General features: G+C 62.3%; 22 protein-coding genes. 10 read left to right on the top strand and 12 right to left on the bottom strand.

The window, feature by feature from the left end; all coding sequences use genetic code 11:
* Position 1: 1 nt before the first annotated feature.
* From WNZ15_RS17300 to WNZ15_RS17270, 7 genes are all read left to right on the top strand, one after another.
* Positions 2-841, top strand: a complete 840-nt coding sequence (locus WNZ15_RS17300; RefSeq protein ID WP_342894243.1) for an ABC transporter permease — start codon at positions 2-4, stop codon at positions 839-841.
* A 13-nt stretch (positions 842-854) separates the two neighbouring features.
* Complete coding sequence (locus tag WNZ15_RS17295) at positions 855-1,517, top strand: aspartate/glutamate racemase family protein (protein ID WP_342894242.1); 663 nt, start codon at positions 855-857, stop codon at positions 1,515-1,517.
* Positions 1,518-1,669: 152 nt separating this feature from the next.
* The gene (locus WNZ15_RS17290; protein WP_342894241.1) at positions 1,670-3,193 is read left to right on the top strand and encodes an ABC transporter substrate-binding protein; all 1,524 of its coding nucleotides are present in this window, start codon (positions 1,670-1,672) and stop codon (positions 3,191-3,193) included.
* Positions 3,194-3,258: 65 nt separating this feature from the next.
* Positions 3,259-4,176, top strand: coding sequence for an ABC transporter permease (locus tag WNZ15_RS17285; RefSeq protein WP_342894240.1), 918 nt, complete (start codon positions 3,259-3,261; stop codon positions 4,174-4,176).
* The gene (locus WNZ15_RS17280) at positions 4,176-5,105 is read left to right on the top strand and encodes an ABC transporter permease (RefSeq protein WP_342894239.1); all 930 of its coding nucleotides are present in this window, start codon (positions 4,176-4,178) and stop codon (positions 5,103-5,105) included. The genes WNZ15_RS17285 and WNZ15_RS17280 overlap by 1 nt, the downstream gene beginning before the upstream one ends.
* Position 5,106: 1 nt before the next feature.
* Positions 5,107-6,954 carry an ABC transporter ATP-binding protein gene (locus tag WNZ15_RS17275; RefSeq protein ID WP_342894238.1) on the top strand — a complete coding sequence of 616 codons (1,848 nt, stop codon included), beginning with the start codon at positions 5,107-5,109 and terminating at the stop codon, positions 6,952-6,954.
* Positions 6,944-8,314 (top strand): lyase family protein, encoded by a 1,371-nt coding sequence (locus tag WNZ15_RS17270; protein WP_342894237.1) that lies wholly within the window; start codon positions 6,944-6,946, stop codon positions 8,312-8,314. Before WNZ15_RS17275 ends, WNZ15_RS17270 begins: the two co-directional genes overlap by 11 nt.
* On the opposite strand, the gene WNZ15_RS17265 is transcribed toward WNZ15_RS17270, so the two are convergent.
* The gene (locus WNZ15_RS17265; protein ID WP_342894236.1) at positions 8,221-9,201 is read right to left on the bottom strand and encodes a LysR family transcriptional regulator; all 981 of its coding nucleotides are present in this window, start codon (positions 9,199-9,201) and stop codon (positions 8,221-8,223) included. The genes WNZ15_RS17270 and WNZ15_RS17265 overlap by 94 nt on opposite strands.
* A gap of 162 nt (positions 9,202-9,363) precedes the next feature.
* On the opposite strand from WNZ15_RS17265, the gene WNZ15_RS17260 reads away from it, so the two are divergent.
* A complete protein-coding gene (locus WNZ15_RS17260) occupies positions 9,364-10,341 on the top strand; it encodes a DUF808 domain-containing protein (RefSeq protein WP_342894235.1) in 978 nt (325 codons plus the stop codon).
* Between the two features lie 82 nt (positions 10,342-10,423).
* Here the strand turns inward: WNZ15_RS17260 and WNZ15_RS17255 are convergent, their stop codons facing one another.
* The 10 genes from WNZ15_RS17255 to ndk form a co-directional block, all read right to left on the bottom strand.
* Entirely contained in the window at positions 10,424-11,197 is a 774-nt protein-coding gene (locus WNZ15_RS17255) for a hypothetical protein (RefSeq protein WP_342894234.1), read from the bottom strand.
* A 73-nt stretch (positions 11,198-11,270) separates the two neighbouring features.
* Positions 11,271-12,173 (bottom strand): hypothetical protein, encoded by a 903-nt coding sequence (locus tag WNZ15_RS17250; protein WP_342894233.1) that lies wholly within the window; start codon positions 12,171-12,173, stop codon positions 11,271-11,273.
* A complete protein-coding gene (locus WNZ15_RS17245) occupies positions 12,170-12,391 on the bottom strand; it encodes a hypothetical protein (protein WP_342894232.1) in 222 nt (73 codons plus the stop codon). Before WNZ15_RS17245 ends, WNZ15_RS17250 begins: the two co-directional genes overlap by 4 nt.
* 127 nt (positions 12,392-12,518) lie before the next feature.
* The gene (locus WNZ15_RS17240) at positions 12,519-14,213 is read right to left on the bottom strand and encodes a hypothetical protein (RefSeq protein ID WP_342894231.1); all 1,695 of its coding nucleotides are present in this window, start codon (positions 14,211-14,213) and stop codon (positions 12,519-12,521) included.
* A gap of 258 nt (positions 14,214-14,471) precedes the next feature.
* Positions 14,472-15,194 carry a GNAT family protein gene (locus tag WNZ15_RS17235; RefSeq protein ID WP_342894375.1) on the bottom strand — a complete coding sequence of 241 codons (723 nt, stop codon included), beginning with the start codon at positions 15,192-15,194 and terminating at the stop codon, positions 14,472-14,474.
* Positions 15,195-15,359: 165 nt separating this feature from the next.
* On the bottom strand, positions 15,360-16,247 hold the full coding sequence (locus tag WNZ15_RS17230) for a hypothetical protein (RefSeq protein WP_342894230.1): 888 nt from the start codon (positions 16,245-16,247) through the stop codon (positions 15,360-15,362).
* Positions 16,248-16,323: 76 nt separating this feature from the next.
* Complete coding sequence (locus tag WNZ15_RS17225) at positions 16,324-19,701, bottom strand: hypothetical protein (protein ID WP_342894229.1); 3,378 nt, start codon at positions 19,699-19,701, stop codon at positions 16,324-16,326.
* A 235-nt stretch (positions 19,702-19,936) separates the two neighbouring features.
* A complete protein-coding gene (locus WNZ15_RS17220; protein WP_342894228.1) occupies positions 19,937-22,042 on the bottom strand; it encodes a molybdopterin oxidoreductase family protein in 2,106 nt (701 codons plus the stop codon).
* 96 nt (positions 22,043-22,138) lie between these two features.
* Positions 22,139-22,609, bottom strand: a complete 471-nt coding sequence (locus tag WNZ15_RS17215) for an EF-hand domain-containing protein (RefSeq protein ID WP_342894227.1) — start codon at positions 22,607-22,609, stop codon at positions 22,139-22,141.
* Positions 22,610-22,832: 223 nt separating this feature from the next.
* On the bottom strand, positions 22,833-23,255 hold the full coding sequence (ndk, locus tag WNZ15_RS17210; protein WP_342894226.1) for a nucleoside-diphosphate kinase: 423 nt from the start codon (positions 23,253-23,255) through the stop codon (positions 22,833-22,835).
* A gap of 247 nt (positions 23,256-23,502) precedes the next feature.
* On the opposite strand from ndk, the gene WNZ15_RS17205 reads away from it, so the two are divergent.
* Positions 23,503-24,387 (top strand): DUF4344 domain-containing metallopeptidase, encoded by an 885-nt coding sequence (locus WNZ15_RS17205; protein WP_342894225.1) that lies wholly within the window; start codon positions 23,503-23,505, stop codon positions 24,385-24,387.
* On the opposite strand, the gene WNZ15_RS17200 is transcribed toward WNZ15_RS17205, so the two are convergent.
* Positions 24,353-25,393 carry an AraC family transcriptional regulator gene (locus tag WNZ15_RS17200; protein WP_342894224.1) on the bottom strand — a complete coding sequence of 347 codons (1,041 nt, stop codon included), beginning with the start codon at positions 25,391-25,393 and terminating at the stop codon, positions 24,353-24,355. The genes WNZ15_RS17205 and WNZ15_RS17200 overlap by 35 nt on opposite strands.
* Before the next feature lie 139 nt (positions 25,394-25,532).
* On the opposite strand from WNZ15_RS17200, the gene WNZ15_RS17195 reads away from it, so the two are divergent.
* A complete protein-coding gene (locus tag WNZ15_RS17195) occupies positions 25,533-26,600 on the top strand; it encodes an alpha/beta fold hydrolase (protein ID WP_342894223.1) in 1,068 nt (355 codons plus the stop codon).
* The last annotated feature ends 33 nt before the right edge of the window (positions 26,601-26,633 follow it).

The raw sequence follows: 26,633 nt of genomic DNA, 5'->3' as shown, positions 1-26,633 counted from the left end.
AATGGACAAACGCTCACGGTCCTTTTATGTGCTCGCCGCGTTCTTCGCACTGTTCCTGGTGTTTCTCTACGGGCCGACGATCACCATCGCGATCCTCTCGTTCCAGGGGCCCAAGGGCGGGCTGACCTTTCCGATGCGCGGCGTCTCGCTGCACTGGTTTGCCGATCTGTTCCGGCAGCAGGCGGTCGGAGACATCTGGGGCAGCTTCTTCCGCTCGCTCACCCTCGGTCTGATGGTGATGGTGACGACGGTCGTCGTCTCCGTCATGGGGGGCCTGGCGTTCCGCAAGCGGTTTCCGGGTTCCGGTGTGATCTTCTACCTGATCATCACCTCGCTTGTGATCCCGTCGATCCTGATCTCGCTCGGTGTCGGCCTGATCTTCTCGCAGTCGGGTCTTGCCGTTCACTGGTCGACCTCCGGATACGGGTCCCAGCTCACCTGGACGCTGCCGTTCGGCCTGCTGATCATGTTCGCGGTGTTCAACCGCTTCGACAAGTCCTACGAGGAAGCCGCGCGCGACCAGGGCGCCAGCGCCTGGCAGACCGTCCGCCACGTGGTGCTGCCGATCATCGCGCCGATGCTGATCGGCGTGGCGCTGTTCGGCTTTACGCTCTCCTATGACGAGTTCGCCCGCACGCTGCTGACGGCAGGCAGCTACAACACGCTGCCGCTGGAAATCTACGGCATGACCACCAATGTGACGACGCCAGTGATTTTCGCCCTCGGCACCCTGACGACGGTGTTCTCGTTCCTGGTCATCGGGCTGTTCCTGGCCGTTGTCATTGCCATGAACAGGCGCCGGTCCCGGCTCGGCTCGGATGCCGGCAAGGGCATGGTCTGAGGCCGGCACAGATATGCAAGAGACCCATATCCTCGTCATCAACCCGAATTCCACGGCGTCGATGACGGACAAGATCGCGGCGGCGGCTCGCACCGCGGCCGGTCCCTCCACACGGATCACGGCCATCAATCCTTCCGGGGGACCGGCAGCCATTCAGGGACGGGAGGATGGCGAAGCCGCCCTGCCCGGCCTTCTGGAGCTGTTCGACGCATCGCTGGCGTCGGACCCGGGCATCAGCGCGGTCATCATCGCGTGTTTCGACGACACCGGCCTGTGGGACTTGAAGGCGCGGGCCCCTGTGCCGGTCATCGGCATCGGCGAGGCCGCCTATCACGTGGCCTCGGTTGCGGCGCCCCTGTTCTCGGTGGTCACCACCCTGCCCGTCTCCGTGCCCGTTCTTGAGGAAAATCTCGTCCGCACCGGGCTGGCCGGCCGCTGCGCGAAGGTCCGCGCCTCGGATGTGCCGGTGCTCGCCCTTGAGGACCCGGCAAGCGATGGCCGGCGCAGGATCGAGGCGGAAATCGAGACCGCCCTGCAGCAGGACGGCATCGGCGCGATCGCGCTCGGCTGCGCCGGCATGGCGGATCTGGCACATGACCTCACCGGGCGGTTCAAGGTGCCGGTGATCGACGGTGTGGCATCGGCGGTTCGGCTGGCGGAAGCCGTTGTCGGGTAGAAGAAAGGCTCCGAAACCCTCCTGGGCCACAGCGTCGGACTGAAACAAACCCCTCAATGTTGCAAAAACTGCAATTGACTATCGTTTCATTGCAATTGTTCGATGTCTTCGTGCCTCTTATTGTCCCGCCAGGACTAAGGGAGGCCTACAAGATGTTTTCATACCTGCGTATTGCCGCGGTCGCGGCAACGATTCCATTCATGCTGTCGACCGGCGCCAGATCGGATGCCGGCGATGACACTTTGCGTGTCGCCTTTGGCGAAGAGGTGCTGAACCTCGACTACAACAACACGACAAAGCGCGAATACATCATCTTGTCGGACCTGGTCGACGAGGGTCTGTTCGACTACGACCCGGAAGCCAACACCTATGTCCCGTCGGTCGCCACCGGCTACGAGTATCTCGACCCTCTCACCATCGAAGTGAAGCTGCGCGACGGCATCACGTTTCACGATGGATCCGCGCTTACTGCCGAAGACGTTGCCTACACATACAACTGGATCATCAGCGAAGGCAGCGAAAGCAAGGCCAAGAGCGCGATTGAACGCTGGCTCGACAAGGCTGTCGTGGTCGACAGCAAAACCATCCGCTTCGACATGCTGGAGGAATATCCGCTGGCCGTGCGGGATATGGCCAACCGGATCCAGATCCGCAAGGCCGGCACCTACGATGACGACCCGAACGCCGCCGCAATCGATCTCGTGGGTCTGGGCCCCTATCAAGTGGTGTCTTTCGAGCCGGGCAAGGAAGTCGTCCTGAAAGCCTATGACGGCTATTTCGCCGAAAGCCCGAAGCAGCCCGTTCAGATCGGCAACATCGTGATCCGGAGCCTGCCCGATTCCGGAACCCAGCAGGCAGAATTCTTTTCCGGTGGTGTCGACTGGATATTCAAGGTCTCGCGCGATGTGGCTGAATCCATGGGGGCGGCCCCCAATATCGATCACGTCGTTTCCACCGATCTGCGCATCGGCTTCCTTGTGCTGGATGCCTTCGGCCATACGGACCCCGAAGGTCCGCTGACAAATGTGCTCGTTCGCCGGGCCATGAACCACGCCATCAACCGCAAGGAAATCGCCGAGTTCCTGATGGGCGGCGGTGCCCAGGTCGTTCACACGGCATGCCACCCTGCCCAGTTCGGCTGCGACCAGTCCGTCGCGGACTATGCCTACGACCCGGAAAAGGCCAGGGCCCTGCTCGCTGAAGCCGGATTTCCGGACGGGTTTGACCTCGAACTGTGGTCGTACCGCGACAAGTCCGTCGCGGAGGTTGTCGCGGCGAAGCTGGAGGCCGTCGGCATCACTGTGTCGCTGCGCCACGGCAAGCTTGCATCGCTGAACGAGGCCCGCGCCAACCGCCAGATCCAGGCTTATTTCGGGACCTGGGGGTCCGGCGGCACGCCGGACACCGCGGCAATCGCCCGGGTGCATTTCAGCGCAGACGGCGACCGCAACATGTCGAACAACCCGAAGGTCACCGACCTGATTCTGGCGGCGGAGGTCACCGGAGACCAGGAAAAGCGCGATGCGCTGTTTTCCGAAGCCCTGTCGATCATCGCCGACGAAGCTTACTGGGTGCCGATGTTCTCCTACGCACAGAACTTCCTGGTCAGTTCCGAACTGGAATTCCCGACCTATGCGGATGGTCTCCCGCGTCTCTATCGCGCAAAATGGAAATAACGGTGGCCGGCGCACATGTTGCGCCGGACCTCTCCGGTTGTTCCTCTGACCGTAAAGCCAGATAAATGTTGAAGTACTCCTTGAAGCGGCTGTCGCTTGCCGTCGCCGTGGCCATTGTGCTGTCCTTCGTGACCTTTCTGCTCCTCAATTTCGCCACCGACCCCGCGCAATCGATCGCCGGGGAAGACGCCGAGCCGGAGGTCGTTGAGCAGATTCGCAAGACGTACGGGTTCGACCGTCCGCTTCTGGTGCGCTACGCCGACTGGGCGGGAGGCGTGCTTCGCGGCGACTTCGGCGAAAGCTACTACTGGAACAAACCGGTCGCCGAAATTGTCCTTGAACGCGCTCCGGTGACCCTGCTGCTGGCGGTCCTGTCGCTTTCCGTCACCATCATCATCGCGCTGCCACTGGGCATTGTCGCGGCCCTCAAGCCGAACACACTGATCGACAGGATGGCCCTCGGCATCGCGGTCTCCGCGCAGGCGATCCCTAATTTCTGGCTCGGCCTGATCATGATCATCCTCTTTGCGGTGACCTGGCAGATATTTCCCGTCTCCGGCGACGGGTCCCTGTCGCACTTCGTTCTGCCGGCCTTCGTCCTGGGGGCCAGCTCGGTTCCGGCCGTGATGCGCCTGACGCGGACCGGGATGCTGGACGTCATGGAAAGCGACTACATCCGCACCGCACGGGCCAAGGGGTATCGCGGCGGCGCGCTGGTGCGCAGGCATGCGCTCAGAAATGCCATTTTGCCTGTCATCAGTGTTCTGGCAGTTCAGCTCGGCCACAAGTTCTCCGGCTCCGTCATCACGGAAACGATCTTTGCGATCAACGGGATCGGGCGGCTGGCCCTTGAGTCGATCCTCGGGTCGGACATTCCGACCGTGCAGATGCTGATCTTCCTGTTCGCCATCGTCTTTGTCTCGATGAACCTGCTTGCGGACATTCTCAACGCGGTGCTCGACCCAAGACTGAGGATCGCATGATGAGCAATGCAAACATCGACACCGCCCAGGTCGACGCCGACGATTCCAACGCAGCCCCGATGCCGGTGCCGCTGACGCCCGGACAGGTCCTGCGTGCCCGCGCGCGAACCCATCGCGGCCTGCAGATCGGAATGGGCATCCTTCTCGGTCTTCTTCTCATTGCCCTGTTCGCGCCGCAGCTGGCGCCCCACGACCCTTTCGCCCAGACCCTGTCGGCGCGCATGCTGCCGCCCGTGTGGTCCGAGGGCGGCCGCTGGGACTATCTCTTCGGCACCGACCAGGTGGGACGCGACTATCTGAGCCGGCTGATCTACGGAACCCGCATCTCGCTGATCGTCGGTTTTGGTGCGGCGACCATCGGAATGCTGATCGGAGTGACCCTCGGCGTTCTGGCGGGCTATTTCGGCGGCCGGATCGACTATGCCGTGAACTTCGTCCTGACCGCGCAGCTCGCGCTTCCGGGTCTGCTGCTCGCGATGGCGCTGGTCTTCATCATCGGACCTTCCGTCTGGGTCGTCATCGGCATCGTCGGGGTTCTGCACTGGACCTACTACCTGGTGGTTACCCGGTCGGCGACGATGCGGCTTCGGGAGATCGATTTTGTCGCTGCCGCCCAGGCGGTCGGGGCCTCAAGGCTTCAGATCCTGGTGCGCGAGATCCTGCCCAATCTGGCACCGCAGATCCTGGTGATCTTCACCTTCGAACTCGGGGTCGCGATCCTGGCGGAAAGTTCACTCAGTTTTCTCGGGGTCGGCATCCCGCCGCCCACTCCGTCCTGGGGCCTGATGATCGCGGAGGGCAAGGAAGTGATGTTCTTCCGGCCCTGGCAGGTCGTCCTCCCGGGCGCGGCGATCTTCCTGCTTGTGGTCGGCGCCAATCTGGCCGGTGACGGATTGCGCGACATAACTTCTCCCGAAGGAAGGAACTGAGATGTCCGAGACAGTCATTGATGTCGCAGGCCTGTCCGTCTCGCTCACGACCCCCAACGGGCGTCTGAACGCCGTGCACGAGATCAGTTTCAATCTCAAGCGGGGCGAAAGCCTCGGGATTGTCGGCGAAAGCGGGTCCGGCAAATCCATGACGGCACTTGCGCTCATGAACCTTCTTCCCAAGTCGGCGGTCAGGAAAGCGGAGCGCCTCCGGCTTCTGGATCACGACCTTACCGAGCTCAGCGACAAGGACTTTGCGCGCAATTTCGCCGGGCAGAAGATCGGCATGATCTTCCAGGAGCCGATGACGTCGCTCAATCCGGTCTACAGCATCGGCCGCCAGTTGACCGAGGGTGTCGTGCGCGCCGGTCTGATGTCCGAAGCAAAGGCCCGGCGCCTGGCCATGGACCTGATGGACCGTGTTGGCCTGCCCGATCCCAAGGCGCGTTTCAACCAGTATCCGCACCAGTTCTCGGGCGGGCAACGCCAGCGTGTCATGATCGCGATGGGCCTGATGTCGAAGCCCGACCTCATGATCGCCGATGAGCCGACCACGGCGCTCGATGTGACGGTGCAGGCCCAGATCCTCGCGCTCATGGCCGACCTCCAGCGTGAACTGGGCATGGCGATGATCCTGATCACCCACGATCTGGGCGTTGTCGCCCAGACGGTCGACAAGGTTGCGGTGATGTATGCCGGGGAGTTTGTCGAGACCGGCTCCGTGCGCGATGTGCTCGGCAGCCCGCGCCATCCCTACACGGCGGCGCTTCTGCACGCGGCGCCGGAACTTGGCGGCGAACGGCGGCGCCTGTCCGCGATCCCCGGTCGGATCCGCCCGGTCTACGGTGCCCGTACGGCCTGTATCTACGAGAACCGGTGCACATTGGCCGAGGCCCGCTGCCGTGCGGACTGGCCCGGCCTTCAGAATGCCGGTGCCGGACACGAGTACCGCTGCATTCTGCCACCGCAACGCGCCACTGCGCTGGCGGAGGAAATGCCTCTTTTGCCCTCCCATGTGGATCCGGGCAGCGCGCCGGTGATAGAGATCGAAAACGTGGCGCGTGTCTTCGCCACCCGCCGGAGTGTGTTTCAACCCGTTCAGTCCCTGCGGGCGGTCGATGGCGTGAGCCTGACCGTCTCCCGCGGCGAGACTTTTGCCCTGGTCGGGGAAAGCGGTTCGGGCAAAAGCACCCTGGCCCGCATGTTGCTCGGGTTGGACGCTCCGAGCGAAGGCAGGGTCCGCATTTGCGACCGGCCGGTTTGGGACCTGAACGGCGTCAATCGGGCCAAGCTCGTGCAACCGGTCTTCCAGGATCCCTATTCCTCCCTCAATCCGAGGCGGAGCATCGGCGAGACAATCGCACAACCGCTCGCGCTCCATGCCATCGGCACGCGCCGGGAGCGGTGGGACAAGGTCCGCGCGATCATGGACCTTGTCGGGCTGCCCGGCGCCTTTCTGCACAATTATCCGAACCAGCTCTCCGGCGGCCAGCGCCAGCGCGTGGCCATCGCCCGGGCCCTGATCATGCAGCCCGAGATCCTGGTCTGTGACGAGCCGACATCGGCCCTCGACGTGTCCGTTCAGGCCCAGATCCTGAACCTGTTGACGGACCTGAAGGCGGACATCGGCCTCACGCTGTTCCTCATCACCCATGACATCGGCGTCGTCCATCAGATCGCCGACCGTGTGGCGGTGATGAAGGCGGGCAGGATTGTCGAGGCGGGACCATCCGAGCACGTCCTCCAAGCCCCGAGAGACAGTTACACGCAGGCATTGCTGTCCGCAGTTCCCTCCACTGCGCGCGCGCTCCATGCCAGGCGACCGAAAGCACAGACCCATGCAGACTGACCTACAATCCGACTATTTCTGCGAGGAAAGACGCTGGCAATCCTGGCTGGAAGTCGAGGCTGCACTGGCTCGTGTCCAGGCCGAGGCGGGCGTGATCCCGGACTGGGCCGCCCTGGGGATTACCGCGTCCGCGCGGCTCGACAGGCTCGATACCGTCGCGCTTCGCACCGAGATCCAGCGGACAATGGCACCCGTCCATGCCGTCTCCCGCTGCCTTGCCGATGCCTGCGGCGAGGCCGGCGCCTGGGTGCATTGGGGGGCAACCACACAGAACGTGATCGACACCGGACGCCTTCTCGTGCTGAAGGACGTGCAGGCCGACCTGAAAGACAGGCTTGCACTGGCCCTGCGCCGCATGGCCGGTCTGGCCGAGACCCATGCGGAGACCGCAATGGTGGGCCGCACGAACCGCCAGCATGCCCTGCCGATAACGTTCGGCTTCAAGGTCGCCGGTTGGATCGACGAGGTCCTGCGCGTCGAAGAGCGCATCGCAGATTGCGAAGAACGCCTGTTCCAGTTGCGTTTCGGCGGCGCGATCGGAGCCTTCCAGAGCCTTGGCGAAAAGGGGCAGTTTGTTTCCGCGCGGCTTGCCGAGGAGCTTGGACTGAAGTCCGCGCTTTTCGAGGGCCGCTCCCAGGTGGACGGGTTGATCGAATATGTTTCGTGCCTTGCCATGCTGGGCGTCGCGGTTTCCAGGATCGGCAGCGACCTGTACAGGCTGATGCAAACCGAGGTCGGCGAGATCAGCGAGGACCTTGGCCACGATGTCGTCGGCAGTTCGACCATGCCGCACAAGGTCAACCCGAAACTCGTGGTCACGCTTGTGGCCGACGCCAATCAGCTCCGGTCCAAGGCCGCCGGAGCCTATACGATCACACCGCCGAGCCATGAAGGCGATGCGGTCACGAACCGCGAACTGCGTATTCTGGTCGAGGAGACAAGCCTGCTGGCCATGAGTGTGCTCGCGCGTCTTTCGGAATTGCTGAACGTGGTGGTCGTCGAGACCGGGGCCATGGACCGGAACCTGGCATCGTCGGGCGACCTGACGGCCCTCGAAGGTGTGATGATGCATCTGGCTCCCGAACTCGGCCGCGCCGCCGCGCATGACGCGCTCCACGCGGCGGCCGTGCGGGCGAAGTCGACGGGTGAGAGGCTCGACAGTCTGATCCTTGCCCTGCCCGGCATCGAAGGGGCGATAGACACCGCGTCCCTGACCATCCTGTTCGATCCGCATCGCAACACTGGCCAGAGCGCGGCGATTGCCCGTCAGCTTGCGGCGGCAGGGACCGAGCGGGCAAACCGGCTCGAATCGTCATCGGAAGCAAACCGCAACACATCCGCCAGGGCTGGATTGTCATAGAACCGATGCTCCAGCCAGGCGCGAAGCCGGTCGGAAAAATCCAACGTTGCCTCTGACGTTCTGCCCTTGCCCGTGACAAGGCAATAATCGGTCCACATGACCGGCTCGAGCGGCCTGAGCACCAGTTTCTCGTCCTCGTCGAACCCCGCGTGAAGCCTGTCGGCAAGCGTTATGCCAAGCCCGTTGCGGACAAGGTCGAGTGCCGCCGCACTCGAACTCGTCTCGGAGACGATCCGCGGCGTAAAGGAGTGGGACATCGCCATCGCATCAAGCCGCTTGCGCCAGCGCTGGGCCGGTCGCAGGGCGACGTAATCCTCGTCCATGATGTCCTGAACCGACAGCGTGTCCCGACCGGCCAGCCGGTGCCCCTTCGACATCGCCACCTCGTAGCGCGCGCTCACAAGCGGGGCCACGTCGAGATCGACGATGGCATTCTCGACCGGAAGCGACAGAATGCCGAGATTGTATTCCCGCGCCGCCACCTTGCTTTCCAGATCGAAGCGCGTCTCGATGTTCAGGACGCTGCGCGCGCCCGGGTTCTCCGCCTGCCAGATCGCGAGAACGGGCGAAAACACCGAGGCGGCCACCGGGACCGTGCTGACCAGCCTGAGCGGATCGGAATCGACGGACCGCACCTGGGCGGCAATGTCCGTGAGCCGCTCAAGGCCTTCGAGAATATGCTGGGAACGCCGCAGGAATTCGTGGCCTTCGCCGGTGAGATCCAGATTGCGGCTGCGCCGGGAAAACAGCGTCAGCTTCAGCTCATGCTCAAGCACGCCGATCATGCGGCTTGCGGCGGAGGGACTCATACCCAGGCGCTCCGCGGCCGAGGCCAGGGAGCCTGTCCGCACGATCATCCTGAAAAGCTGAACAGAGCGCAGGTTCATGCGGCCACCATACGGGTGTTGTCAGCCGGCACCAAGTCGTCGCGCACATTTTCAACCGCAGTTCCCAGCCTTCACGCTACCGACCTTCTTCCCCACTGGCCCCCTCCCCCACAAACCGCTATATGCTTGAACCGGACGCAGTGGAGCGGAACTGGAGCTGACATGAGCGGATTGCTTGCCCTTCTGGACGATGTTGCCGCGATCGCGAAGATTGCCGCCGCGTCCGCCGATGACGTGATCGGACAGGCCGCCAAGGCCGGGGCGAAGGCGGCTGGCGCCGTGATCGACGACGCCGCCGTGACGCCGAAATATGTCGCCGGTTTCCACCCCGCCCGTGAGCTGCCGATCGTCCGGCGGATCGCGATGGGGTCGCTCAAGAACAAGCTCATATTCCTGCTGCCCGCGGGCCTGGCGCTGAACGCGTTTCTGCCCGGCATCATCACGCCGCTGCTCATGCTGGGCGGCGCCTATCTGTGTTTCGAGGGGGCGGAAAAGATCTATCACATCTTCGCGCCGCAACATCACGACGCGGACGAACCGGAGGATATTGTCCTCGATCCGCGCCACCTGGAGGAACAGAAGGTCGCCGGGGCCATCAAGACCGATTTCATCCTGTCCGCGGAGATCATGACCATTGCGCTGGCCGAGATCCCGGACGGCACCATCTGGATGGAAGCGGCAACCCTGGCCGTCGTTGCCATCGGCATCACGGTAATGGTCTACGGATCGGTCGCTCTGATCGTCAAGGCGGACGACATCGGCCTGATGATGTCGCAGAAGGGCCGCCTCGGCGTCACGCGCGCGCTCGGCCTTGGCATCGTCAAGGCGATGCCCGGCCTGTTGAAACTGCTCATGACCATCGGCACGGCCGCCATGCTGTGGGTCGGCGGCTCCATCGTGCTGCACGGTTTCGACGTTCTGGGCTTCGGCCTTGTCTATGGCATCATTCACGACCTTGCCCACGGCCTCGCCCACACCATCGGACACTTCGAGGGTTTCATGGCCTGGCTTGCCACGGCAGCCATGGACGGTGTCTTCGGCCTGGCCCTCGGACTGGTACTGATCCCGGTTACCGACAAGGTGTTCCTGCCGCTCTGGCGGATGGCGCGCGGGAAACCTTCGGCGGCGAAGGGACACTAGGGTTCATCTCCTGGAACTCCTGCCGTTTGCGGCCTCAAAAACAGTTTGAACCGCGCGGGTTCCTCACGCGCATAAGAGAGCATCAGCTCTCTTTGCCCCATCCTTTCAGGAATTCGGTGCAGGGAAGTGTCACCGATATCGGCCAGGGAACGGAGCTGCGATCCTCCCTGGCCTCGATCCGTTTGAGCTTTGTTGCCAGGCTGCTGCCATTGTTGACTGAGCAGACGATCGGTTCGGGATTGCCGCCGCCGGCGTTCTGGCCGTCGAACCTGAACACCACCTGCAATCCCGGCAATTTGAGCGCGCTGGCCGTTTGAAGCTGGGACTTGAAATCATGCCAGGACAAAAAGTTCTGTCTTTCATCACACGCCTCGGACTCGCAAAGAACCGAAATCGGGAAGAACCAGATCTCCTGACTGATGCTTTGTCCGCCTTTCAGCGAAAGCGGGACGGACTGTTTCAGGCCCGGATTTTCCGTACCGACAAGATCTCCCGACCAGAATGAGCGAAGCCGGTACCCATCCGTGGTTCCATCGCTCCTTGGAATGGAGACCAGTGCGTCCATGCCTTTCAGGGCCGCCTCATGCAGGTCCGGCCCGACAGCGGAAATCCTGAATGCAGCCGTCAGTGACAAATACACGAAATTGCTGGACTCACCGGCGCAATCCGAAGGCTCGAACGAAGCCGTCGAACAGCGAAACTCGATGACCTCGGGAGCCGAGACCACCAGTTCGGTCTCGAAACAGTACCGGGCAAGGAGATAAGACGATATTGCCACGATGATCGCAGCGGCGCTCAGGGCAGCCGACAGCGCGCCGATCCAGCGCGGTATATCCTCGTTTTTGTACCACTTCATTCCGGAGGGCCGCGAAGCTTCGGGTTTCTCAAGCGGTCTCTCCGGTTTCTCCGGTTTCTCCGTCATGTCCGTTTCACCGCAGCTCGTCCAATCCTGCACCTTTCAGATGGCTATCCATGACATCTTCAGGAATATTGAACTCCGGACAGGCGCTGGACTGGCCGCCACAACTGTTCCGGCTGCCGGACTGAAGTTTGTCCGATTTCAAGGAAGGGACCGCAGCTTCTCCCGAGACAGTTTCCAGCGGATTGTTCATGTCCGAATAGTCCCACAGTTCAAAGGTCACCTTGCGCTGCTTGCGCACGACATCATCGGGAACGATGAAAAAGTGATCGCGCGCCGTTTCGCTCCAGTCTTCTGAGGCAAGAGCGTCCACCAGCGGATTCATTGCGTCTTCGTCCGCGGGGGCGAATCCGACGACCCCATAGACAGACCAACCTCTGTGACCCAGCCGAACCCGAATTGTGAACTCGTCCCCAAATTCGCTCCTGAAGGCACATTGTTTGTTCTCCCAATCACGTTGAGGATCACAGTCGTTCTCTTCATCGCCAATCGGCTCGAACGGTTGCTGCCTTACCCAGCCAAGCCCGACCCAGTCCACTCTGTCATTTTTGGTACTTATGCGTTTGTGTCGGCTGATGTTCTCGAAAGGTTGCGCTTCTCCGAACTGGCCAAACAGGGTGTCATCACCCACCAGGGCATCCAGCCGGTCATCAAAACTCACTCCGATGGGTCGATTGGATCCCAGTTCGATGGCACGACGGCTCGCTTCCAGAAATTCCGGATTGGAATTCGTCCCGTGCGTCTGAATAGGACCCACTTTCAGGTCGTCGTGTTCCAGCAGAAACTCCTCGACAGTCTCAGCCACTTGCCAGCTGCCGGTTCCTGGGGTCCCGGTGACAATAACCATTTCAGCCGATGCAACATGTGACGTGGTGAAAGCCAGGAGAACCAGTGGCAACGATTGCATGTTCATGAAATTATTCCTCCCTCACGTTTCCTTGGCCCGCCGTTCAGCCACATGACGACCGGGTCGTTGGCCGGATCACCCTGGCTTTCGAAAAACCAGAAGAACAGATTGTCGCCGCAGGCCTCATTGGCGGTGAGATGACCGGCAAGCTGAACCTCCTTCGGCGCGCCGTATCCCGGCAGAAACGTGACCGGCCCCGGTTCGGGCGTGCGGTGCTGTGTCATCGTGATGCTTCCTTATATGCGCGGCATCGTGGTGCTGACGGGCGCAACGGGATCGGCGGCCTGCCCTTCCTCTTGTCCGCGCCTGGCTCCCGCACCAGGCCGGGGAGACGTGAACGAGGTGCTTTTCCTATGGCGCCGCGCCGGCGGGGGCGCGGTCGCCGGCGGCGATTTTCGCCAGCCTGGCCTGGTCCACCGGCCAGGATGAGAAACCTATCGAGGAGGCTTCGGTGTTGAAGGCCGCTTCCTGAACCCCGTTCGGAATGCCCTTGGTCTGGAGAAATCCGTAGATGGCCCCACCCAACGCGTAACACGGCGCGTAGCCGGGTGCGGCCAGGAAGGTGAAGCACTCGCCGTGGAGCGTTTCCTCGCTGAGGCCGGTGGCCGCCGCCGCCCAGGCGATGAAGTCGGTATAGGTGCGTTTGCCCCCGTTGACCTCCGTGTCGCAGAGTGCGCGGATGTAGCGGATCACCCGCCAGATATAGGTTTCAAGCTGCGCGGCCTGCACGGCATTGGCCTGGTCCACGGGCGTGGTACCGTAAAGGTTCAGGTAGGCCTGCTGAACCGGGTCGAGACCGGTCTGGCCGACGAGGTCGGCGGCCGCCGCGTAATACTGATATTCCCGGTAGAAAGCCTGACCCTCGGTCATCGGCACCTCGATCGAGGTGTTCAGGTTGAGGAGCTTCGGGGCCTTGCGTGCCGACATGACAAAATTGAAGCCGTGCGAGGCCTCATGCACCAGGATGTTGATCATGGTCAGCAGAGAGGTGTTTTTGGAGGCCGTCAGGTAGAGCTGCGAATAGGGCTTGTCGGTAAGGTAGTCGACCGCGAAGTCCTCGCCGCCGGTCACCAGATTGACCAGATAACCGGGTGTCGGATCGAACAGCACCTTGTCGGCGGAGGTGAAGCCGATGATGTAGCGCTGGCCGAAATCGTTGCAGGCCTTCAGCACCTTCTGCATCTTCTCGGCCGAAAAATCGACGGCGTAATTCCTGCTCACCGCGTCCCAGACCGTCTGGAGCGAACTGTCCTGCGCAGCCCCCACCTTGGGCGCGATCCGGCGGGCGAGGTCCAGGGTCACGGGCATGTCGAGCTGCATCCAGCTTTTCGCCTGCAGTTCGACATCGGCCTCGTTCATCTGGAGCGCGTAGTAGTTCTTCAAGGTGCCCGGATACCCCCTGGCCCGAACCGGACCGCTCGCCGCGTCGCCTTCGAGCAGCGCCGGCCAATAGACCTTGAACTCGCTGGAAGCAAGCCCAGGGCTGTAGAAGATTTCCTGATAGCGCTGCAGGGCCTTTTCGATGGCGCGGACCTGGGAGGACACGGTCGGATTGGCCTGCAGCATGGCCTTCAGATTGCCGTCGACATAGCCGACCGTGTTCAGGCATTCCTTGCGGATCTCGGCGGTATAATTGCCCTCGGCCCAGCGCTCCGCCTCGAACACGATCATCTCGCGCACGACTTCCAGGTAACCGGCGACCCAGGGTTTGTTGCCGTCGCCCTTCAGGAGAATATAGAAGATGCCGTCGGCAGCGGCATAAACGCCACCCGCCCCCGTGCCGGACGGGCCCGCACCGCTCGGCCGCGCAAGCTCCAGCTGGGTCCGCTGGCTGACCAGCACCGCCCGGGCCGCCGTCCGGATGTCGAGATCGGCGATTTCGTCGAGGCGGGTCGTCAGGTATTCGATGCGCTGATAGAGCTTCTCAACATTTTCCGGGGTCTGGAACAACAGTGCCGTCAGCTTGCCGAGATAGCCGCTGGTATAGCCCACCACCGGATTGACATCGGACCAAAGGCTGACGATCTCGTCGACAATGCTGCTCACTTGTGCCCCCACTGAAACAGTTCGGGAGCCTGCCGGCGCTCAAGTTCGCCTTGCGCATCCGTTCCCGTCAAATGTTCATTTCCGCCAGAACGGCATCGCAAAATTCCGCTGCTTCATTAAACATGGGTACCGGAGCAAATACAATTTATTGTTTTAAAGCAACAAATCTCAACCGAAAACTTGACCATCCACCCGGACGGACGAGACGGCGATCAGGGGGATCCCGGCTTGCCCTGAAACCAGCACGCATCGCTCCGGTCAGGCGGCTCCGCCGGTCATCGCTTTTACCGTCATCGCTTTTACCGCCTCTGCAATACAGTCGGCCAAGCGCCGGACCTGCCCGCCGTCTGAACCGAAATTCTCCGGCGAGAGCCAGGTCTCGTAGCCTTTCGAGAGAGCAGGCCACTCCTTGTCGATCACCGCGAACCACGCCGTGTCCCGGTTCTGTCCCTTGACCACAAGATGCTGGCGGAAGACACCCTCCGGCTGAAAGCCGAAGCGCAGGGCGGCGTCCTTCGACGGCCCATTGTCATTGTTGCATTTCCACTCGAACCGGCGGTAACCGAGATCGTCGAAAACATACTTCATGAACAGGTAGAGGGCCTCGGTGGCGGCGGGCTTGCGTGAGATCATCGGCCCCCAATAGATGTTGCCGATCTCGATCGCGCCATTGGCCGGGTCGATGCGCATCAGGGCCTGCCGGCCGGCGGCTTTTCCGCTGGCCTTGTCCACCACCGCAAAGAACAGCGGGTCCTCGCTTGAGGCGGCCCTTGCCGCCCAGTCGAGCAGGTCCGCTTCAGTGGCAGGTGGATATTCGGGCAGCCACCGGAACCGGCTGTCCGCATCGGCCACGCTCGAGGCGTCGAACAGCGCCTTGCCGTGCCGGGCCGGGTTCAGCGGTTCGAGTCTGACAGTGCGGCCTTCGAGCACCTTGCGTTCCGGCCGTTCGCGCGGCGTCCAGTGACTGAGGTCTTCCGGCATCCGGGTCTCCAGTGAGAAATACGACACCCCCTGTCTACAGATCTGGCGGATCGGCGTGAAGTCCCGATGTGTCCAGGTGCCGGTGTCCGCACCCGTCAGTGCGGTATCGCGTGTTCTCGCGTATTCCCGGACGTTCCTGTCTGGCCTGTCCGCCAGCGGCATGTGTCAGTATCCCGTCTGACAGGCTTCCGGCTGGGTCCGGCTTCCTTGCTCGGAGAGTTCCGCTGTGCCGAGGTAATAGGCCACCAGATCGTCGCGCAATGCAAAGCCGGATCCGGGGTCGCGCGTGTTGATCACGACGAGCCGCATGCCGCCTTCCGGCATGCCGAGCGTGTTGAAACTCCCGTCCGGCGCGTAGGAAGGCAACTGCATGTAGGTCACGCCTTCGGTCGCCGTCCATTGCTCCCAGACTTCCGGTGACGGTGCCCGGTAGTGGGCAGGTGGCGCAAAGGCGACCACACTGTAACCGCCCTCATCTTCCGGCTGACAGTCCCATTGTCCCGTCTCGTAGAGTGTGTGCAGCGCCCTCACGAAGTCGTCGCCGTAAAGGTCGATCCACTGCACGGCGATCCTGGGATGAACCTCGATGATGGCGGTGCCGATAAACTCGAAATTGAGCGCCCCGGTATAATCGTCCAGATGCCGGGCGACGAAGTCCTTCAGATGGGCCTCGACCTGCAGCGGTACGGGCACATTGACATGCCAGTAGTTCCAGGTGCCCTTGTCCAGAGGATATCCCCTGGTGACGCAGATCCAGGGCACTTTTCCGCGAACGGCAACGCAATCGACACTGTAGTGCGGCCCTTCCAGGCACTCGCACCACATCATGCCGGCGCGCAGGGTGCTTTCGAACTCGTCGATCGTGTCGAACCTGCGCGCATCCACGGACATGCCGGAAAGATTGTAGATCGGCTTGGCGAAGAGCGGTTGCAACGTCGGCGGAACCCCGAATGGTCCGGCCTGAAGTCCCTGCAGCTCGGCGACAATCAGCTTGTTGAACAACCAGTGATGACGCGGATTGAGCCGGTAGGCATCCGCGTCGTCGGTCGGCACCGCAGCGGTGTCGGGAAAGGCGAACTTGTCAAAATACGCCTTTCGCCAACTGTTACAGCACAGGTACGCCATTGGCTCACGGTGAGACCTGGTCGACCGCCGTGGCACCGACCTGCAGCACCCAGTCCTTGATCTCCGGCGTGTCCTCGCCAACCAGGTTCTCGGTCAGATACAACAGCCGGTTCGTATCCCTGTTGCCAACGCCGGTGCAGAAGCGGTCCTGCAGATAAAAGGGCGGCGTTGCCTGATACAGAAGCCGTGCCGTAACCCTGGCGACAGTCGCGTCGGGCAGATCGAAGGCATAGGTCAGGGTGTCCGCACCGGTGATCGGGCTGCTTCCTTCCGCATCATAATCGGGATCGATGACACCCTCGGCATCGCTCACGCCCAGCGCCGTCGTATCTTCGGCCAGATCCGCTTGCGCACCCAGGGCCTTGGCGATCTCGATCCGGTGTGCCAGCGGCAGAAAGCCGGACGGGTAGAGCCGGTTGTCCTTGACCTCCGAACAGATCGACAGGAAGCTGGTCGTCAGCGTACCCGCCGGCTTCGCATCATGGCCGCAGCTCGCCGGTGTCGCATTCGCGGGCGGCGTGCTGACCAGTTCCTGATAGATCTGCGCCTGATCCTGTGCCGTGATCAGCTCGTAGTGCGGCTGATGCGGCCGGTCCTTCCAGTTGGCCGGGCGTCCGCATTGCTTGGTCCACCAGACCTCCCCCTCGATCGGGTCTTTTTTCGCGTTGACGATCTGCCCCGCCGGGTTCACCGCCCCCGATTGCCACACCACCTTGTCGTCGTCGTCATAGGCGGTGAATTCGATAAATGCGCGCCGGAAACCGACGCCCGAGGGAAACTTGTGCCCGGTCTTGTTGGTCACCGTCACCTCATAGGCATTGCCAAAGGGGCTGCCGGTGGCCGGGTTTACCGGAACGGACGCAGCTTTGCCCACCGCGACGTTCGCCGTTGCGTTTCTCGCGTTGTCGAGCATCGCGAGCTTTGTCAGATCGGCCGGGTCCAGCCCATTGCCGACCAGCATCGGGCTTTTGGAGGCAATTCCGAGAACGCTCGGAAATTTATCGGCCATCTCCACAAGGAACATGTTCAGGCCGACCAGCGTGTGCTTGGCGAAGCCCTCGCGGTAAGGCAGATCGACATCTTCCGCCGTCTCCACGTAGTCGGAGGCCGGGAAATTCGTGCGTTCCTGAATGCCCGCGATCTTGCTCACGAAGTCCTTGCCATCGCGCGTCTTGCTCGGCAGGTGGCAGCCCTGGCATTCCTGATCCTTGCTGCCCTTGTCGGGCCTGCCCAACAGTTCAACGCCGAGCAGTTCTCCGGAGCGGAAGTCGCTGAAGGCCCATTCCGGATAGGTCGTCTGTTCATAGACGTAGCCAAGTATGTTCAGGCTGTCGCTGGCTGGATCCGTCTTGCCCAGAACCGGCAGATGCACCGTGTGGCAGGAACCACACACAACGGATTCCCCAAAGCCATCATGGTACTGCGGCGTGATGCCGAGGGAATTCTGCATGGGCACCGGCTTGATCGGTCCGGCAGGATCGTCCGGACCGCCGAACGGTCCGTTGATCTCCGTAGCCGGGCCGACCTTGAAGCTGCCGGTGAAAGTGGCGGCAAAGTTGGTGTTGGCCGGTTTGCCGTCGCCGTTCTGGCTGAAGATTTCCTGGCGCTGTTCCACACAGGCGTTGCGTGTCTCGGGTGCGGCCGCAGTTTCACTGTTGTCGCCGGACCCGGCAACGGTCGCGTCGCTGAAATCCATGCGGTGGCAGGAGGTGCAGTTGATCCCGTCCCTGGCAAGAGCTGCGTGGCGCGCCGGCAGGTCGTCGAACGTCTCCTGCCTGGCCATGACATCGCCGCGGGTGAATTCCTTACAGGTGTCGGTCGCCGCGTCGTATGTGTCGATCTGGAACTGGCGCTGACCCGAGATCCCGTGGCAGCCCAAACAGGTGTTTTCGATGAAATCCGGTACGCTCTTGGCGCCGTTGTCGTAGGTTCCCGGGTGGAACGTCGTCGTCTCGGAGGCCAGCTGCGCGTAAAAGATTGGATCGCGCCCGGCCAGACCCATCGGCGAGGTCCGCCATGTGGCATAAGGCGAATAGTTGTAGAGATGCGGCACCGACGCATCCGCACCCGCGTTCTCCATCAGCCGCGTGTGCTCCGCCGCAGTCAGCGGCTGGGTCATGTCGAACTGCATCCCTGTACCGCCCGCATCGTGGCAGCCGGCACACTGATCCGATGTCAGATATTCGCTCGCATCTGTGGGCGCGCCGGCAAGGGCAGTCGCGGTGTCATAGGTCGCGCTGACCATGCTGATGTTGGTGGTGTCGGTCGGCACCGGGGTCTTGTCGTAGAGATAGGTCTCAAGCAGGCTTTTGGCCGCCTCCGGGTCAAGGCGCTCCGTTGCATCGATCGCAGGCTGAAAGGCGCGCTGCTGATGCCCGCTTGCCGGTACGGCGGTCCCCGAGTTCGTGGTCGACGGTGTTATGGACGTCGGGTCGCTGAACACCTGGACATCGAACCAGGAGTTGGTCAGGTAGGTCTGTGGCTCGCCCTCGCCGACCTGCAGGTTGTTCATGGTCGAGAAGGTCGAATTGTCGATGGCGGAGGCGTGGCAATTGACGCAATACTGCCCGAAGCCCATGGACGGGGCGCCCCAGTAGGCAGCCGGCCAATCATTGGCGGACGTATTTTTCGTGGTCGCGCCCTTGCTGAATTTCGTGGTTTGCGTCGCGAAGTTGCGTTGCGCATCCGCCTTGGTGTCGCCGAGCGCCAGACCGTAGTAGCCCCAATACCAGCCGTCGCTGGTGGCTTCCGCTTCGCGCACCATGAAAGCCAGGCCGCTTTCGGGATACAGCGTCATCGGATCGCGATCCTGGCACACGGTGGCAGGCGCGGCATACATTTCCTTCACGATGATCGCGCCATCGGGCATCGGCGCCTGCGGAGGCGTGTAGCCTGTGTCCTCACCCGGCCGGTACTTGGAAATCCACTCGAATGCGATCTGGTTGTACCAGATCACGGCAGGCGAATGAAAAGCGCTCTGAAAGGTCTGCCATTCGCCGGAGCCGGTTGTGCCGAAAGTCACGGCGGTTGCCATGTCGGGGCCCAACTGGCGCACAAACTTGTCGCGATACCAGCCCTCACCTGCAGGCTTGCCATCCTTGATGGGCGCCAACCGGCGGTGGCACATGTTCAGGAAAAACAGGCTGACCAGATTTTCGTAGACTTCAGGTGCCGACTTGTCGCCGGACGGCTGGGTCGCGCTCGGCTTCTTCAGCAGCACCTCAAGCTCCGCGCATGTCGTGCCTTCGAATGTTCCCTCGGTCGGCATCAGGCCCGCCGCCGTATTGTACGGGCTTGGCGGCACAGCATCGCACCAGACCTCAGCCTGAGCAGAAAACGCGCACCCGGCCATCACAATGGCAGAAACAAAAGTCTTGATCATCGCCCTCTCCAGCAACTTCTTTTTCAGGCAGCCCGCGCGGGTCCGCAATCTGACGCACCGACAGGTGGAAACGCGATTAGTGCGCTCAGCGAGAACACAACCCACCCGACGAAAAGAATCCCTCAGACCCACCCTAAGTTGCTTCCGTTACAGGATCAATCTGGCAACGAAGATAATACGTGATCGCCAACAATTCGCGTTCTCACGAGGCCGAACCCACCGGAGAGACGGCGGTTCACGCGCCCTGGACCACCCTCACCCACACAGCCGTATCGTGATAGGCCGCACCGCCATAGGGGGCGACAGGATCGGCGCCGGTCAGGGTGTTGATGCCCCTGCCGTCCTCGAAGGCATCATTGGGCCACAAGCCTTCGGAGATCACCGTTCCCGGCGCAACGGCGGCGACCAGCCGCGCATGCAGCGTGACCACGCCGCGGTCATTGCCCATCCTTACCCTTGCGCCTTCCGCAATACCCAGGCGCGCGGCCTCTTCCGGACGCAGCCAGACTTCGGGACGGCCTTCCTTCTTTCTCGACGTTTCCGTCTCGTTGAAACTGGAATTGAGAAACGAGCGGGCCGGTGCGGTCACCAGCCTGAACGGATGCCGGTCGTCGGCGGCTTCTATGCTGTCCCACTGGTCCGGAAGTTCCGGCATCGACTGCCAGGGGCCGAACGGATCGCCGTCCGGCTTGTTGGGCGACGGCGAACGGCCCCAGTCCGGCCTGAAATGAAATCTTCCGTCCGCGTGGCCGAAGCCTTTCAGATAATGCGCGGTTTCAAAATCGGGCTGCAGATCGATCCACCTGGACACCTCCAGCTCAGCGAGCGTGCCGTAGCCGGAATTCTTCAGCATCCAGTCGATATGATCGCGCGCGCCAAGATCGAATCCGGGGTGAGATTTTGAATCAACCCGCCGGGCGATCTCATTGATCACAAATATGTTTTCTTTCGGCCCAGCCGGCGGATCGACCGCTTTTGGTCCGAGCAACAGGTACTGGTGGCCGCCGCCCTTGTAGATGTCGTCATGTTCCAGGAACTGGGTTGCCGGCAGGACGATATCCGCCATCCGCGCCGTTTCGGTCAGGAACTGCTCGTGCACGACCGTGAACAGGTCCTCGCGGAGAAAGCCCTTCTTGACCCGGTCCTGTTCGGGAGCAACCGACACCGGGTTGGTGTTCTGGATCAGCATCGCCTTGACCGGCGGTCCGCCGAGCAGCGCGGCCTTGTCGCCGGACAGGATCCGGCCGACCAGGCTCTGGTCGAGGGCACGTACGGACGGATCCCTGAGCGAGCCGGCCTCGATCATTTCCTTGTTGAGCTCGTAAATGGCGCCGTTGTTGTGGAACGCGCCGCCGCCCTCTTGGGTCCAGCAGCCGGTGACCGCGGCGATGGAACAGGCGGCATGCATGCCGACCACGCCGTTGCGCGAGCGGGTGAAGCCATAGCCTAGGCGAAAATAGGTCTTCCGGACCGAACCGATCAGCCGGGCAGCCTCCTCGATCCGGTGCGCGTCAAGGCCGGTGATCCGGGCAGCCCAGGCCGGGGTCCTGTCCTTCAGGTGCGCTTCCAGCTCCGCCGGGCAGTCGGTATAGCGTTCCAGATAGTCCCGGTCCGCATGACCATCGCGGAACAGCACATGCATGATCGCGCAAGCCAGCGCCGCGTCCGTGCCCGGTTTCACGACCAGGCCGATGTCGGCCTGTTTCATGGTCTCGGTCTCGTAGACGTCGACAACAATGATGCGCGCGCCGCGCTTCTTGCGGGCCGCGATCGCATGGGTCATGACGTTGACCTGGGTCGCCACCGGGTTGGTGCCCCAGATGACGATCTGGTCGGACAGCGCCATCTCGCGCGGATCGGGACCGGCCAGCCTGCCGGTTCCCGCGACATACCCCGTCCAGGCCATGTTGGTGCAGAAGCTGTCGAACTGACGCGAATAGCCCTTGGCGTGGCGCAGCCGGTGGATGCTGTCGCGCTGCACCAGGCCCATCGTGCCGGCATAATGATAGGGCCAGATGCTTTCGGCGCCGAATTCGGCTTCCGCGGCCAGGAACTTCTCCGCGATCAGGTCCAGAGCCGCTTCCCAGGAAATCTCCTCGAACCGGCCCTCTCCCTTCGCGCCGACCCGGCGCATCGGCTTCAGCAGCCGCTCGGGATGATAGAGCCGCTCCGCATAGCGTGCGACCTTGGCGCAGATCACGCCTGCCGTATAGGCATTGTCGCGCGCGCCCTTCAGCCTGCGGATGGTGCCATCGGCATCGAATTGCACCTCCAGCGCGCAGGTTGACGGGCAGTCATGCGGACAGGCGGAAAATGTACTCTTGGGTGGCTGAGACGTCATGACGATTACCGGGTTCGGGATCTGGAGCCCGGCAACCTTCCCGCACAGCAAGGGACTGTCAAGACAGTTGACCGCATTTCGCCGAAGGCTGCTGCGTTACTGGCCTTTGCGTGGCCCGAAATCCGCCCGGGTGACGACGCCGTCGCCGTTGCGATCGATCATCTCGATCCATGCATCCGCATTGCCCAGAAATTCGGTCTTCGAAACCTTGCCGTCACCGTCGTTGTCATTGACTTCCAACCGCATGCCGTTGGCGGGATTGCGATTTCCCCGACCCTGCCCCAGGCCCTGCCCCCGACCGTGCCCCTGCGGTTCGTTTTCCGCCTGGTCCAGGGCGCGGGCTTCATCGAAGAGTTCGTATTCCTCGGCGTCCAGAAAGTCGTCCTCATTGGCATCAAAACTGGCGAACACATCGCTGCGGCGTTCACGTGCTTCCTCCACGGTCACCTGGCCGTTGCCGTCAAGATCCCAGTTTTCAATAAAATGCGCACCCGGCCCCGGGCTCGCAAGGGCAACAGAGTATTCCAGAACCAGCAAGACTGCAGTCGGCGCGATCAACTTCCTCATGACAACACTCCATTATTTCATGTATTCGAAATATAGAATGTTTTTGATATGAAAAAAGTGCGTGAAACCACGCAGGCCGGACTGCCCCGCGATGCCCGGGATCGCGAGATGGCGCCTTCACCCGTCCGCGCCAAAGTGTAACGGGATCTGTCAGGTGGACCTTGGGGAAAAGAAAAAGCCGGCCCCGAAGGACCGGCTTTCGATCGTCTTCCTGATGTCAGGCTCAGCCGACGAGTTCGGTGCCGGAGAACCAGAAAGCGATTTCCTCGGCAGCGGTTTCCGGTGCATCGGAGCCGTGAACGGAGTTTTCGCCGATCGAAAGGGCGAATTCCTTGCGGATGGTGCCTTCGGCCGCTTCCGCCGGATTGGTGGCGCCCATGACGTCACGGTTCTTGGCGATGGCATCTTCGCCTTCCAGAACCTGAACGACTGTCGGAGCCGAGCTCATGAATTCGGTGAGTTCGCCGAAGAACGGACGGTCCTTGTGAACGGCATAGAATGTTTCCGCTTCGCGCAGGGACATCCACACGCGCCGGGAGGCAACCACGCGCAGGCCGGCTTCTTCCAGCTTGGCGGTGATGGCGCCGGTCAGGTTGCGTTTGGTGGCGTCCGGCTTGATCATGGAAAACGTGCGTTCAATCGCCATGGTTTCATCTTTCTCGTTTCAGATCGGGCCGGCGGATTGCCGGTCCCGTAATTTCGCAATTTCGCGGCCTTCATACCGGGGCACTGTCTGACCTGCAAGGGGGCGCACTGATGACAATTTGATGTCGGCGGGGCGCAACGCGGCCGATATCGCGCTGGCAAACCGTGCTGGCCGCGCATATTCTTGTTTGCCAACGAGGTGAAAGGACCAGGCGCCTTCCGCCCGACATCCGCTCCCGGGGGAGACCATGCCCAACCTGTTTGCGCTGTTGCCGGCGCTTTTTCACGCAGCAGCCGCTTGCGTCCTGGTGATTGCCGCCACGCCCGCAAGTCCGGCGGACGGCGCGGAAAGCGGGCACCAGGCGCATTTGCCGTCTCTTGACGCGGAGATCGCGGAGCTGACGCCGGAAGCCAGGCAGCAACTGTTTGTTTTTGTCGCGGGCAACGCGCTGTTCACGCTCTACCACGAGAGCGGACACATGCTGATCTCCGAACTCGCTCTGCCGGTGCTGGCCCAGGAGGAAGACGCGGTCGACAACCTGGCGACGGTCGCCATGCTCGGTGCCGACACCGAGGACATGGACGTCTTCCTCACCCAGGCCATGATCGGCTGGTTCCTGATCGCCGAAGAGGACTACGACGATCTCGTGTTCTATGACGAGCACGATCTCGACCAGCAGCGCGGCTTCGCCATGCTCTGCCTCATGGTCGGCGCCGACGAGGACGCCTTTCTCGACCTCGCGCGCGATCTGGACCTGCCGGACGAGCGCATCGAGACCTGCGGGCTGGACTATGATCAGGCGGCCGACTCCTGGGAATTCGTGACCGATCCCCATGTGCGCGAAGACGGCACCCCCGGCGGCCGGATATCGATCGTCCATGAACCCGCGCCGGACGGCATGAAGTCTCTGGGCGTCTTTCTCCGGGAATCCGAGCTGGTTGAACTGGTCGCGGAGGAAATCGACACATTCTACGACTTGCCCGAAAACGTGACTTTCCGCGTGGCCGCCTGCGGCGTGGAGAATGCCTTCTGGGATCCGGAGATTCGGGAGGTCATCCTGTGCCATGAACTTCTGGGCGGTTTCGCCGACATCTATCTCAGTCTTCCCGAGGATGCTCCCGCAGACCAGTGAGCTTCTTGCGGTAGTTTCCCGGCGTTTCGCCATAGACCCGCTGGAATTCCCTGTAGAAATTCGAGCGGGTCAGGAATCCGGCGCGCTCCTGGATCCGGGTTACCGGGTCGTCGGTCGATTCAAGCTGCCTGGCCGCCGCTTCCAGCCGCACCTGATTGACAAACTGGCTGACATTCATGCCCGTGACCGCGTTGATGGCCCGCGACAGATCCCGGTCGGGGACGCCGACCCTGCGTGCCAGCCGGGTCAGCGTCAAACCCTGGTCCCGGTAAAGGCCCTGCTCGTCCAGAAGTGTTCTGGCGGCAGCCACAAGGCCCGAAGCCTCCTCGCGGTTTCCTGTGTCTCCTGCGCCGCGCGGCGCAGACCGGCGAAGGTGTGTGGATATGACGGCGAGCACCAGGGCAGAAGCCAGAAACAGCAAGCTGGCAAGCGAGATAGCGGTTGCGGCGGTATCGCGCCGATCCTGCGTGAACAGATAGGCGATCACCCCGTCCAGGAGCAGCGTGGCGACCATCAACAGGATCGCCGCCAGCAGCAATCGATGCAGGTTGCTTCCCAGCTCCGTCGGCGCCTGCGAAAACCTGTCCGGGCCGTCCCTCCAGAGCCGGACGAGGGTCACCGTGTACACGATAAAACTGGCCGCGATCAGTCCGTCGGCGTAGCCGTCAACGGGCACGCGCAAGTACATCGCCAGCGTGACCAAAATGGCTGCAAGACCATTGAAACCGACCCTTCGGCCAAGTTTCGCCGGCGGCTCGGCAAGGGAACAAAAGGCGAGATAAGCGGCAGGGGCTATCCAGACCGGCAGGGCTCTTTGCACGGCCACAAAGGCAAAATTGCCATAGGCAAACCGTACGCCCACCAGAACAGCTTCCAATGCAATCAGCAAGAACAGGCCCAGAAACATGAGCCTGGAGACAATCGGCACCGACTTCCAGAACAGCGTTGACAGGCCAAGCCCGAGAAAGGCGGCGGCGAGCAGAAAAGATACCGGAATGCTGATCATCGCGGGCCCGGGGGTATGTGCACCAAGTGTATCCTGTCCTTTATCACGTTCGAGGACAGGACATTGCCGTCCGGGCGATTGTCAACCGCTCAGGCGCGGATCATTTCATGGACATCGGAAAAACGTCATCGGAGGTCACATGTCCATTCCAATCTTTCGTGCCGGCAACCGGCTGCGGGCCATTGCCCTGCTTGCCTGCGCCGCATTGCCGGCGACGGCATTGCACGCCGCGGACGAGGCGGCCCTGCCCTACGGTCCCGGCGCCGCGAAGCTGACGGTCGCCGACGCACGCACCGACCGGCTCCTTTCCGGTGACATCTGGTATCCGACCGGAACACCGGACATTGCCGTCCGGGCGGACAAGAGCAAGGTCTGGCAATTGGCGCTCGCGGATCCGGGCGGCCGTCCCGCCGAAGGCACCTTTCCCCTCGTCGTCGTGTCGCACGGCATGTATGGCAACACCCAAAATCAGGCCTGGCTCGGGTCGGCTCTTGCCAGGCGCGGCTACATCGTGGCCATGGTCAACCATCCCGGCACCAGTTCGTTTCTGCGCGATCCGGACCAGGCCCGCGAACTCTGGGACCGGCCCGTCGACGTGTCCCGTCTGATCAACTTTCTGATCGGTGACAGCGACTACAGGGACCGGATCGACCCGGCGCGCATATACGCGGCCGGACATTCGCTCGGCGGCTTTACGGTCATGCTTCTGGCCGGGGCCGAATTCGATCCGGAACGCCACGCGTCGGTCTGTTCGGGCGATCACCTGCCGATTGCGTGCGACGTGCTGGCCGGATGGTCCGTCGCGGAGACAGACGCCGACCGGAAGGAAATGGCCAGGCCGCGCAAGGATGCCCGTCTTGCAGGCGCCATCAGTCTCGACCTTGGCGGAACACCCGTCTTGTCCAGAGCCAGTCTCGCGGCGGTCGACATCCCCGTTCTCGTGCTCGGTTCGCAGCGGGCAGACATGCTGAACCAGGATGTCGAATCCCGCGCGCTCGCAGCGGCTCTGCCGCAGGACAGGGTCCGGCACGTTGAACTGGAAGATGCAGGGCATTTCGATTTCATGGGCGTATGCAAACCCGGCGGCTTTGCAATTCTGGCGGAACACGAGCCGGGAGACGAGATTATCTGCATCAAGGGGACAGCGGAGCGTGTGAAACAGCATGACCGTATCCTGGCGGAGATCCTGCGCTTCACGGCTCCCTGACACGTCTGCGGCGGGCAATCGGTGCAGCGATGC

Source organism: Roseibium sp. AS2, assembly GCF_038900065.1.
In the GTDB taxonomy this organism is placed as follows: Bacteria; Pseudomonadota; Alphaproteobacteria; order Rhizobiales; family Stappiaceae; genus Roseibium.
Note: the sequence above shows the minus strand (reverse complement) of the source record. Positions and strands in the feature narration are given on the sequence as shown.